The 11783-nt window shown below is 49.8% G+C and carries 12 protein-coding genes; 4 read left to right on the forward strand and 8 right to left on the reverse strand.

The window, feature by feature from the left end; translation table 11 throughout:
* Positions 1 to 261: 261 nt before the first annotated feature.
* A complete protein-coding gene (locus E6C74_RS14320; protein WP_136486385.1) occupies positions 262 to 603 on the forward strand; it encodes a DUF3802 family protein in 342 nt (113 codons plus the stop codon).
* A 14-nt stretch (positions 604 to 617) separates the two neighbouring features.
* Here E6C74_RS14320 and E6C74_RS14325 read toward each other — a convergent pair whose 3' ends face one another.
* The gene (locus E6C74_RS14325) at positions 618 to 1145 is read right to left on the reverse strand and encodes an NlpC/P60 family protein (protein ID WP_136486387.1); all 528 of its coding nucleotides are present in this window, start codon (positions 1143 to 1145) and stop codon (positions 618 to 620) included.
* A 112-nt stretch (positions 1146 to 1257) separates the two neighbouring features.
* Here E6C74_RS14325 and E6C74_RS14330 point away from each other — a divergent pair, with 112 nt between their 5' ends.
* On the forward strand, positions 1258 to 3294 hold the full coding sequence (locus tag E6C74_RS14330; protein WP_206208413.1) for a methyl-accepting chemotaxis protein: 2037 nt from the start codon (positions 1258 to 1260) through the stop codon (positions 3292 to 3294).
* A 200-nt stretch (positions 3295 to 3494) separates the two neighbouring features.
* Here E6C74_RS14330 and E6C74_RS14335 read toward each other — a convergent pair whose 3' ends face one another.
* On the reverse strand, positions 3495 to 4286 hold the full coding sequence (locus E6C74_RS14335; RefSeq protein WP_136486391.1) for a sterol desaturase family protein: 792 nt from the start codon (positions 4284 to 4286) through the stop codon (positions 3495 to 3497).
* 228 nt (positions 4287 to 4514) lie between these two features.
* On the opposite strand from E6C74_RS14335, the gene E6C74_RS14340 reads away from it, so the two are divergent.
* Positions 4515 to 5240 (forward strand): tRNA-uridine aminocarboxypropyltransferase, encoded by a 726-nt coding sequence (locus E6C74_RS14340; RefSeq protein WP_136486656.1) that lies wholly within the window; start codon positions 4515 to 4517, stop codon positions 5238 to 5240.
* A gap of 218 nt (positions 5241 to 5458) precedes the next feature.
* Complete coding sequence (gene nagK, locus E6C74_RS14345; RefSeq protein WP_136486394.1) at positions 5459 to 6370, forward strand: N-acetylglucosamine kinase; 912 nt, start codon at positions 5459 to 5461, stop codon at positions 6368 to 6370.
* A 79-nt stretch (positions 6371 to 6449) separates the two neighbouring features.
* Here nagK and E6C74_RS14350 read toward each other — a convergent pair whose 3' ends face one another.
* The 6 genes from E6C74_RS14350 to E6C74_RS14375 form a co-directional block, all read right to left on the reverse strand.
* Positions 6450 to 6722 (reverse strand): DUF2960 domain-containing protein, encoded by a 273-nt coding sequence (locus tag E6C74_RS14350; RefSeq protein WP_136486396.1) that lies wholly within the window; start codon positions 6720 to 6722, stop codon positions 6450 to 6452.
* Positions 6723 to 6762: 40 nt separating this feature from the next.
* Positions 6763 to 8574 carry a bifunctional molybdopterin-guanine dinucleotide biosynthesis adaptor protein MobB/molybdopterin molybdotransferase MoeA gene (locus E6C74_RS14355; protein WP_136486398.1) on the reverse strand — a complete coding sequence of 604 codons (1812 nt, stop codon included), beginning with the start codon at positions 8572 to 8574 and terminating at the stop codon, positions 6763 to 6765.
* Complete coding sequence (gene mobA, locus E6C74_RS14360) at positions 8571 to 9158, reverse strand: molybdenum cofactor guanylyltransferase MobA (protein WP_136486400.1); 588 nt, start codon at positions 9156 to 9158, stop codon at positions 8571 to 8573. Before mobA ends, E6C74_RS14355 begins: the two co-directional genes overlap by 4 nt.
* Positions 9136 to 9846, reverse strand: a complete 711-nt coding sequence (locus E6C74_RS14365; protein ID WP_136486402.1) for an energy-coupling factor ABC transporter ATP-binding protein — start codon at positions 9844 to 9846, stop codon at positions 9136 to 9138. The genes mobA and E6C74_RS14365 overlap by 23 nt, the downstream gene beginning before the upstream one ends.
* Before the next feature lie 177 nt (positions 9847 to 10023).
* Positions 10024 to 10722, reverse strand: coding sequence for an ABC transporter permease (locus E6C74_RS14370; RefSeq protein ID WP_136486404.1), 699 nt, complete (start codon positions 10720 to 10722; stop codon positions 10024 to 10026).
* A gap of 9 nt (positions 10723 to 10731) precedes the next feature.
* Complete coding sequence (locus E6C74_RS14375; protein WP_136486406.1) at positions 10732 to 11547, reverse strand: substrate-binding domain-containing protein; 816 nt, start codon at positions 11545 to 11547, stop codon at positions 10732 to 10734.
* Positions 11548 to 11783: the final 236 nt, after the last annotated feature.

Below are 11783 nucleotides of genomic sequence, written 5' to 3' on the forward strand. Positions count from 1 at the left end.
TGTGACTGTTATCAAGAAAGCAGGTTACTAACAGCACTAGTTATCGTCATTGTGATGGTATAGGGTGGCATAATGTCGCCTTAGTCTACTGTTACTTCAGGATAAACTGTCAACACAGAGCGAGAGTTGTGCCTGCTTTCTGAGCAGGTGATACGCTCGTTATCAATAATCCGGGTGGCAGAACTGTGCAAACACGAGCACATAGCTTAGTATTAGTCAGGTATTATCAGACTTGGTCAAGCGTTAAAGCGGAGAAGAAAAGTGGTTGTAGAAACCGATGGTTATTTAGCCCTTATTGAACATCTGGCCATGAACATGGATGTATTTACACGTGATGGCGATATAGGCAAAGAGAGTGTTGAAGATGTCATTACGGATATGGTTGCCAGCAACATCATGGCAATTTTTGAGCAGAACCCTGAACTTCACTCTAGCGTACGTTTTAAATTACTGAAAGAGGCCGACTCAGTGGTTGAGGATCTTGGTGAAGTTCTGGCTGGCGTGTGGGCCAAACCTGCTACCAACGAACAAATCGAGTTCCTTGATGAATACATTGCCCTGGTCAAAAACCTGTTTGACTCCGCGGTCAGTAAATATGATTAAAAGGCCGGAGATAATCAATTAACCTGAGGGGCCGCCTCAACCCGGCGAAATTGCCAGAATGTTGAGGCCCAGTAGGGATTGTCCAGCCTGGAGATCATCACGCCTTGTGAAGTAGACGCGTGCATAAAGCGCTTATTGCCGATATAGACTCCGACATGACGGGTTTGCGGTGCCGTCTTGAAAAATACCAAATCGCCATATTGTGCTTGTGCGTAACCGATTTTTGCGCCAAGCCGGCTCTGTGAATAAGTGGTGCGCGGCAGGTGTTGCTGCCACGCATCGCGAAATGCTATCTGTACAAAAGCAGAGCAGTCGATACCGTCCTTGCTTTTCCCGCCCAGTTGATAAGGCACACCGCGCCACTGGTTAAACACCTCAAACAGCGCTGCTTCTTTTTGTTCTGTAGCGATTTGTTCCGGCTTAGCCTGATGACTGAGTGTTGGTAAGCTTTGTCCACTTGCTGTTGGCGTGCTGGAGCAGCCATTGAGCAGAATAAATACTGTGGCAATAATGAGAATTCTTGATTTTGAATAACTTAGCATCTTGACGTCTTTCATTTGTCACTCAACTGAAATCTGTGTGAAATATTTCTGACACATTTGCTTTTTACCATGGCGGCGGACCTTCAATTGTGGAATGGGATTCTCAATTTTTATGACTCAGCCGACTCAACAGGGCAAAGTGCTGTCACTTATCCAGACCCTGACCGCCATCTTCATGACGATTACCTTACTTGTCATTATTCTCTCTGTCACTAGTATCAAAGGTATAGGCCGGGTTGGCGATCAGTTCAACCACCTTTCCCAGCAAGCATTACCTCTGGCTATGAATAACGCGGCTTTGACACAAAATATCCTCGAACAGGTAAAGTTTCTCGGATATGGCACGCGTGCAGCCAGTGCCGAAGAGCTGGGCAAGACTCAGCAACAAATTGCTGATTTAGCGCAGCAGGCGCAAAAAATTCTGCTGGAAATGGACGGTTTTTCGACCCAGTTTAATGATCTGGTCGACAAGCAGAAGCAGCAGGCATTGGTACAAAATATTAAGCAGCTCAAACAGTTATCCGGCGCGATACTGCAAGCGCAGGATCAGCAGCTGCAACAACAAAAGACGATAGCCGAGCAAGCAACCGGTTTTCGTTATGGCATGAGTTCTATGGGTCCGGAAATGAGTCGGATCGCCTCGTTTCTGGCGGTGGACAACCCCAGTTCTATGGATGCCGCGAACCGTTTTACTGCGTCCGCCAGTTCGATGGAAAGCACTTTCCTGATGCTGATGATGCAAGATGACCTGACTCAGGCGAATAGCCAGTATAAAGAGCTGAAAAATCGTATTGCCGGCTTAGAACTGGCCTTTGATGATTTTAAAGAGTGGCATCCCGACGTGACGGAATTTGCCAGCCTGACCGCTCCTTACGCTATGGTGCAAGACGGGTTTAAAAAAGGTGGCATTCTTGACCAAATCCTGCAAAAACTGCACACCTCCCAACAGCAAAACCAGGACTTCAGTCAAGCTGCGGTAGTGGCTCAGAAAATCATTTCTCAGCTCAATTCGATGTCGAGTGATGCGCGCATCCTTATTGCTGATCAGAAACAGGAAGTGCAGGCGACGATGCAAAATGTACGCTGGACACAGATAATCGGTGGCGCGATCCTGGTAATGATGATTGTGCTCGCCTGGTTTGGTTTACGCCGTTGGGTCAATCTGGGGATGAATAACATCAGTGCTCAGCTGACTGCGATGACCGCGCACGACTTTTCTCATCAGGCTGGTTTAAGCGGACCTCAGGAATTCCATCATATCGCCGCTCAGCTCAACCAGGTGATTGACAGTACCCGTGATTCACTGGCAACAGTGACTCGTAACTGTGAGACCTTATATCAAACTGCAGAACTGAGCCATGATGCGGCCAGTGAATCGGACAAAAGTCTGGCTGCACAGAACCAGTCACTGATTAATATGGTCACTACAATTAACCAGCTTGAAGCATCGATTCGCGAAATTGCGTCGGTGACCAATGACTCCTATACCGATGCGGTTTCGGCGGCAGAGCACGCTTCGCACGGCGTAGCGGTCGTGGACCAAAACCGGACGCGTCTGCAGTCACTCGAGTCTACCCTGAATATCAATGAAACGGCGATGCATGAACTCAATATCCATGTGAGTAAAATCCGCGAAATGGTTGATGTGATCAGCGGCATTGCTGACAGTACCAATTTACTGGCTCTCAACGCGGCGATTGAGGCGGCGCGGGCCGGAGAGCAGGGACGAGGGTTTGCGGTGGTGGCCGATGAAGTGCGTAAACTGGCCAGTGATACCAGTACTCAAACGGGCAATATCCGCGCCATGATGACCGAGTTAGTTCAGGCGGCAAGTCGCTCGCGCCGGTCGGTGGAGGATTCACGAGTCGAAATGGTCGATGCACTGAGTTCCAGTGAGGCGGTGAAGACGACATTTACTGACATTGCCCAGGCAGTGTCACACATCCGCGCACGGGTTGAGCAGATTTCTGTGGCCACGGAAGAGCAGGAGAGAGCGACCGCAGATGTCAGCCAGTCAATCAGCCAGATTTCCGACCAGGGCACGCACACGAAACAGCAACTGGAGGCGATGTTGGAGAGTTCCCAGCAGGTTGCGGACATTGCCGGTCACCAGCAAACCATGCTGCATAAATATACTCTGACCTCCTAAACACTTTCCGGCTCTTCAGTCTGTTGCGATTTAGCGAGCAGGTTCAACCCAGCATGGCGCGGTTTTGACTGCGCCTTGCTGCTTTAATCATTGGCTGATTTACTGATTGATGTGATCCTCAACTAGAATAAATCAGATGAAGAGAAGGTGAGAGATTACTCGCTTAAGCTTCAGCGCGGCTTATTCACCGCTGCTTAGTGTTAACGATCACGGAAAGGCTGAGTCAGCATTTTATCCAGCCACTGCTCCCTAGCGCGTTGAAACTGCTTAAGTCCGATTTTCATCTGTTCATGCCCCTGCTGAGGCTGGGCAATGTAAGTACCAAACACGCGATCCCACACCGAGAGAAAAAAGCCGAAGTTCGAATGCATTTCCCGTTCAATCACCGAATGGTGTACCCGGTGCATGTCTGGCGTGACAATCACATTTCTTAGCCAGCGGTCTACGCTGAGCGGTAACCGGGCGTTACTGTGATTAAACATCGCACTGGCATTGAGCAACACTTCAAATATGACGACGGCCAGCGCAGGAGCACCGAGCAGGGTAATCGCACCGACTTTCACCCACATAGACACAATGATCTCAAGCGGATGAAAACGTGCGCCGGTTGTCACGTCGATATCCTGGTCGGCATGATGCATCCGGTGCATGCGCCACAACCAGGGAATGCGGTGAAACAGAACATGTTGGGTGTAGATGATCACATCGAGCGCGATGATGGCGACAGGCACAACGAGATAAGCCGGAACATCGAACCAGTGCAGCACCCCGAAACGGGTGTGTTCAGACCACATTGCCGCCGATAACGTGGCGACTGGCATCACCAACGCCAGAATGAGGCTGTTGAGGCCGACTAAGCCTAAATTGTTGAGCCAACGCAGCCATTTGCTGCATGACAGGGTTTTACGTGGTTGATTCGATTCCCACAGCGCGCAAGCAAGGAGCACCAGAATGAAAATCAGCAACCGAATCATATCCGTATGTTGTAACATCAAAGCCTCCGAACCCTCAGGTTCCTTTTGACTATCTGCTGGCAGCTACCCGCCGGTGACCTTTTCTGCGTGTCCGCTTGCCGTTACTGCTCATCTTAGTTGTGCATGCTTTATGACTGGCTGGCGTTGTTTGTCGGGCTGTTTTACGCATACCAGGCCAATCAGGGCTGGCATGTGCCACGGCAGGACAGTAAAATCCGCTGTCCATTTTTATCATCAACCCGGGTTATGAGAATACACGCCTTTCACCATTTGTATCAGTATCGCTTAGAACGATCAACTAAACCATTTATTGCGCGCGGATCACGCATCAGGCGCTGTCCGTTTTGTCATGTCGCTGAAGCGCATTGCCTGTGTCCTCATCAGCCGGATGTGGAGACCGGTGTGGCTGTGATGTTGATCGTATCGGAAAACGAAGTCTTCAAACCAAGCAATACCGGGCGTCTGATTGCCGATACCATCAAGGAAACCTATGTTTATCAATGGCACCGCACTGAGCCGGATGAAAAAATGTTAGCGCTGTTAACTCACCCGGACTATTACCCGGTACTGGTGTTCCCCGCGCAAGATGAAGCTGACAAACCAAGAGTTCTGGACGATGTGACGGCCACGATCAATGGCCGAAAGCCATTACTGATTCTGATTGATGGCAGTTGGCGAGAAGCAAAACGTATTTTCCGTAAATCACCTTATCTGGCGAGTCTGCCGTTGGTGTCGATCGAGCCGGAAACGGTATCGCGTTACGTGATGCGCAAGTCTGATAACGAGCAACATCTGGCGACCGCAGAAGTGGCCAGTCTGGTCCTGGAAAAATTTGGCGAACATGCTGCCGCCGATACTTTGCGACTGTGGTTTGATGCGTTTCGGGAAAGCTATCTGCTCGCCAAATCGCGCATGAAAAGCAGTGAAAACAAGCAGGCATTGCAGGCGTATCTTACTCAGCAGGCGCGCTGATGACGTTTTGATGCCCGATGATGCTGTTCAAGACTGGTTGCATCTTACGCAAACAGTCTGTATCGCCAAATAAACCGGTGTTTTGTCACGGAATGGGGGAATCGGGTTGTGGATAATAACGCGGTTTGATTTTACCTGTGTGGGTGTATTGCGCCCGTATTGGTTATTGTTGCCAGGAATGGCTTTCCCCGACTCGGGATTTATTAGGAGAGAATCACATGTACTACGGCTTCGATGTCGGCGGGACCAAAATTGAGTTTGGTGCCTTCAATAATAAGCTTGAGCGCATGGCGACCGAGCGCGTTGCTACCCCAACAGACGATTACGCGTTACTGGTGGACACGATAGCAGATCTGGTGGCGAAGTATGACCAGCAATTTGGTGTGCAAGGGACGATTGGCCTTGGCCTGCCAGGCATGGAAGACGCGGATGATGCGACTGTACTGACGGTGAATATTCCTTCAGCCAATGGCAAGCCGCTGCGCGCCGATCTGGAAGCGAAAATCGGCCGCCAGGTTAAGATTGAAAACGATGCTAACTGTTTTGCATTGTCTGAAGCCTGGGATGAAGAATTGAAAGATGAGCCGGCAGTGATGGGCTTGATCCTGGGTACTGGTTTTGGCGGTGGCTTTGTGTTCGAGGGTAAGATTTTTTCTGGGCGTAATCACGTTGCCGGTGAAGTCGGCCATATGCGCATGCCGATCGATGCCTGGTTCCACTTAGGTGCCGATAAAGCCCCTCTGCTGAGTTGTGGTTGCGGCAAGAAAGGTTGTCTGGATAATTATCTGTCCGGCCGTGGCTTTGAATTGCTCTACCAGCACTATTTTGGCGAGAAGAAAGCGGCGATCGAGATTATTAATGCGTATCAGCAGGGCGAAGCGAAAGCCGCGGAACATGTTGAGCGTTTTATGGAAATGCTGGCGATTTGTTTTGCTAACATTTTCACCGCCAACGATCCGGATGTGGTTGTGCTGGGCGGTGGTTTGTCTAACTTTGAACTGATATATCAGGAACTGCCGAAACGTATTCCCAAACACCTGTTGTCTGTTGCTAAGTGCCCTAAAATTATTAAGGCCAAACACGGCGATTCAGGTGGCGTGCGCGGCGCGGCGTTTTTAAATATTAAGTGATTGCTTTTCAATATTATCAGTACCCAAACACTGAACACAAAAAGGGCCTACCGTTTGGTAAGCCCTTTTTATCATTTTATCATTCTGCTTTTGGCTTTTTACCGACACCAAAGTTTTCCTTTGGTTGCAGTGTAATGATGCCAAAACCCAGCTTTTTGAAGTGATTATCACGATAATTGCGTACCGCTTTACTATCTGAAATGGCCTCAATCTGTTGTTCCATTTTCAGATAGGATGTCAGGTCGATGCCTTCTGCCTCGGCAACCGCTTCGTGAATATTGCGGTGCTTTTCATAAGAAAACGACAGCGTTTTATCCTGATTTTTGTACGTATAAATAATGGTACGAGCCATGCTAATTCTCTCTCCAACTGCTTTAAGGCTGTTTAGCGGCCTAGATTCTGCCTTGTAGTGGGATGATTGTCACGCTTTCACCGACTTTTACTGTATCAATAGCCGGGCCGATCTCAATCAGACAGTTGGCTTCACTCATCGAGCGCAGAATACCAGAACCTTGTTTACCCGTGGTTTGCACCACCAGTTGCCCCTGATGATTGACATGATAGATCCCGCGACTGAATTCTGTTCGCCCTTGGCGAGAACGCAAATCTTCACTGGCCAGCGCCTGAACTTTAAGCGGTTGCCAGTCATGTTCACCCTGCATTTTACGCACAGCAGGCTCGACAAAATTAATGAATGACACCATCACTGCGACCGGATTTCCCGGCAACCCGAAAAACGGGGTATTGTCGACTTCACCAAACGCTAGCGGACGGCCAGGGCGCATATTAATACGCCAGAAATCAATTCGGCCCAGCTTTTCCAGCGCAGACTTAATGAAATCGGCGTCACCGACGGATACGCCGCCGGACGTCATGATGATGTCGGCCGACTGGGTAGCCTGCACCAGCGTGTCCATCATCAGGATTTCATCGTCTTCGATGATGCCAAAGTCGATCACTTCACAATTCAATTGCTGCAAAAGGCCCATCAGCGTATAGCGGTTTGAATCATAAATAGAGTGGCCATTGGTCTCTGTTCCTGGTGCCTGAACTTCATCACCGGTCGAAAACAGTGCCACCTTGAGGCGGCGATAGACGGGTACCGTCGTCATGCCCAGCGATGCGATCATCCCCATTTCAGCTGACTGGATACGTTGCCCCGGCAGAAATACTGACTGGCCTTGGGCAAGATCTTCTCCTGCCTGACGGACATTTTGTCCCGCTTTAATCACGGCGTCGGCAAAGGCGACAAATTGACCATCCTGCTTTGCCTGCTCGCGCATGATAACGGTATCGGCACCCGCCGGAACAGGTGCTCCGGTCATAATTTTTACGGCTTGCCCGGCTTGTAACGGCTGCGGATAGCCGTGTCCGGCCAGCACTTCGCACATAACTTCAAACTGCTCAAGGCCAACGTCTTCACTACGAATCGCGTAACCATCCATCGCAGAGTTGCGATACGCCGGAACGTTAATAGGGGATTCAATGGCATCGCTCAGTACGCGGCCATAACTGGCTTCAACGGCGAGCATTTCTGTGTCGCTGATCGGATGGACTGCAGACAGAATTTTTTCCACGCCTTCTGTGACCGACAAAAACGCGGGAGACAAGGTATCGCAGCTGGCCGGTTGCGGCGAAGCGGGCTTCGATGCTGCGTGAAACTCGTGCGCATAGTCGAGCACAAACTGACTGATGGCCTGCAGATCATTAATGTTGAGCTGAGGTAATTCGGATTCAATCTTTTCGTCAGCGGCAACTGCGATGATGTTGTTGTCATTCGGATAGAGCCAGGGTTTACCGACTGCTGCGCGATGCAGTTCAATTTTGGGAAAGGCGATGTTTTTACAGCCTTCAACCAGAATCAGATCCAGTTGCTGATGATCAAAGCGGGTCAGCAGGTAATCAAATTCGGCTTCCGCATCCGGGGTTTCGGTCATTAGTGCATGGCGGTTACGGGACGCAATCAACATCTGGGAAGCGCCGGCTTTACGCAGACGATAGCTGTCTTTACCCGGCTTATCGACATCAAAATGGTGGTGGGCATGTTTTAGTACGCCCACCCGCAGCCCGGCTGCAGTCAGTTTAGGCAGCAGAGCCTCCAATAAGGTTGTTTTACCGGTTCCTGAGTAGGCGGCAAATCCGAGCAGCGGCAGTTTAAGGGCTGAAGTCTGACGATCATTCGTCTGACGAACAGGAATAGTCATGGCTGTAATGCTCCGAACTGAGCCAGCTCTTGTGGCGTATTCAGGTTAAAAAAGCAATCTGGACAGTCGCGGAAATCGACTTCACGAGTGTGGCATTCATTGTAAAGTAATACAATTTTACGGTCGCCACGTTCAAGAAACGCGCTCAGTTTAGGCAGCACCCGTTTATGGAACAGGGTAAAGACCGGCTGAGTGTGTTGCCCGTCGCTGGCGACCAGAATGTCACATTCCGGAGTGACGGTGTCACAAAAACGCTGCACTAAATCGGTCGCAATCATAGGGCTGTCACAAGGGACAAATCCGACCCAATCGGTTGATGCCGCTTTGAGTCCGGCATGAATGCCGCCCAGCGGACCGGGAAAGTCAGCAAATTCATCGCTCACCACGGGAGCAAATTGCTGATACCAATCCTGATTACGGTTCGCGTTGATCAGGATATGTTCGGCTTGTGGGGTTAACCGTTCCAGCACATGCTGGATGAGCGGCTTGTTGTTGAGTGTAATCAGACCTTTGTCGTTTCCGCCCATCCGGCTCGCCTGGCCACCGGCTAAAATAACCCAACTAGTTTGAGAGGGAAGTAACATAGGGATTTTCTTGTTCTTCTTTAACAATATGCAGTAATGGCGACTCAATTAAGGTGCGATCTTTTATCCACCACTGCTTTTTACATAATGCGGTCAAAGCGTTGCTCTGGTGACTGGTAATCACCAGGCTGGAGCCCCTGTCCAGTAAGTCTTTGGCCATTATAACTAATCTCTTGATGGATTCCTGGTCTAATGACGCACTCGGCTCATCCATCAGCAAAATAGAGGGCTTCAGAATCCAGGCTCTGGCCATGGCAACGCGCTGCTTCTCACCGCCGGACAATACCGAGACATGCTCATCGGCTAAGGTTTCCAGACCGACCATACGCAGTGCGGTGATCACTTCAGCACGTTTGTCTTTGGCAGACAAAGCACAATAACGAATCCCGTACACTACATTTTGATAGACAGTATCATCGAACAGATAGGGGCTTTGATGAAGATAAATAACGTCGCGATGAGCCCGGCCGTGCCACAGACGGCGCCACCATGTCCGGGACTGCGAAACGGAGCCCATACTGGGTGACAGCAATCCGGACAAAATCTTGAGTAAGGTCGTTTTACCGACACCGTTATCGCCCTTGAGATAGATAGCGTCATTCGGCCCGATCGACAGATCGGCAATATGAAATAGAACGCGATCTTTAAAGCGCATTGATAACTGCGTCGCGGTTAATTTAATCGACATTCAACGTCCTTATGCAGCAGCTTAACTTTTTGACAAACCAAATCAGCACTTTGTACGAGCCCCAACGATTGAATAAACCCGTTGAGGTACAAAAACACAAGCGGTGCCATGGTCGGTATTTTCGTTGTCAGTCATACCTTATTAACGGTGATATTAACGGTGATCGTTTGGTAACGATCAGGTACGTAAATATCCTTTACCACGCATACTTGAGAGCAAAAAGTTTAACGCCAATGCCAAACAGAGTAGCACCATACCGAGTGCTACGCCTTGAGCAAAAGCGCCTTTATGACTTTCCATTGCGATTGCCGTCGGAATATTGCGGGTCAGACCCATGATATTGCCGCCGACCATCATCGAGCAGCCAACTTCAGTCACGATACGGGAAAAAGCGGTAATGGTGGCCGCACATAAAGGAAAACGCGTTTCCCATATCATTGTAGCGGTAATACGCGGTATTGATGCACCGAGTGTCATAGCGGTTTCCACTGAGCGGCGATCACTGGATTGCAAAGCGCCATGCATCATGGAAACAAGTATGGGGAAACAAATCAGCATTTGGCCGAAGATCATCGCCTTTTGAGTGAACAGCATTTGCCAGTCACCCATCGGACCTGAGCGCGACAACAACATATAAAGCAGCAGGCCGATAACCACAGTCGGTACCGCCTGCAGGGTATTAATCAGTGACAGCAGAGCCCACTTACCACGAAAGCTGGTATAAGCCAGCATAAATGCCAGCAGCACCGCTGGGGCGATAACCAGGCACAATGCGGCCAGTGAGACACTGAAGGAGACCGCAACGATCTCCCACAGTTCAGAGTCAAAGTTGATCAGTAATGTCAGCGCATCCAGGGTAGTTTGCCAAAGACTCATGAATAGCGCTTACTCGTTGGCGTTGGCAACAAACAGTTGTTGGCCATTGAGTTTAAACTCGTTGATCATCTTCTGGCCTTCGGCATTGATCAGCCAGTCGTGAAACGCTTTTGCGCCTTTGACGTTGAGGGTTGAGTAGCGCTCCGGGTTGACCAGAATGACCTGATACGGGTTAAACAGCGCTTTATCCCCCTGGAACAGGATTTTCAGATCCAGTTTATTGGTGTAAGCCAGCCAGGTACCGCGGTCGGTCATGGTGTAAGCCTGCATTTCTGACGCCATGTTCAGCGTCGGGCCCATGCCCTGGCCAACAGAACGATAGCCACCGAAGTTAGGCTCAATCTTGGTTTGCGCCCAGATACCCATCTCTTTTTTGTGCGTACCGGAATCGTCACCGCGAGAAACGAAAGTCACGCCCTGAGTGGCAATTTGCTTAAATACCGCGCCAATGTCTTTTTGCTCTGCCACGTGTGCTGGGTCGTTTTCCGGGCCGACGATGACAAAGTCGTTGTACATCAGCTTGTGAGGTTCGATACCGAAACCTTGTTCAACAAAATTCGCTTCTGCTTTCGGTGCGTGGGTCATCACCAGATCCACGTCGCCGTTTTCGCCCATTTTCAGTGCTTTACCGGTACCGGCAGCAATCACATCCACCTTATAACCGGACTCTTTTTCAAACTGAGGCAATAAATAATCAAGCAGGCCGGAGTGATAGGTACTGGTGGTCGTGGCCAGTCGGATACGTGAAGCGTCTTCGGCACTGCTGGCAGAATAGCTGACGAGCAGAAGTGAGGTAGCAGCAAGACTCAGAGTCACTTTTTTCATGATAATTTCCGTATTGGTTGAGAATTGAACGAATGCCAGACCAGGAACGTATGTACTGACGCTTACTTTGCTTGCGCGCGCAAATCGCTTACGTTGCTGAGCGATAGTGGATTAATCGTTATGTTGTTTATCCGGGTTCTTGTTAATCAGAACTCTTATTAAACACACTTTGGATAACCAGGCTTTTGTTATCCAAGATCAAGAGCAATCAGTACTTTACCTTAGCCAGACAGACT

Origin of the sequence: Vibrio sp. H11 (assembly GCF_004804295.1) — a bacterium.
Classification (GTDB): Bacteria; Pseudomonadota; Gammaproteobacteria; order Enterobacterales; family Vibrionaceae; genus Vibrio; species Vibrio ostreae.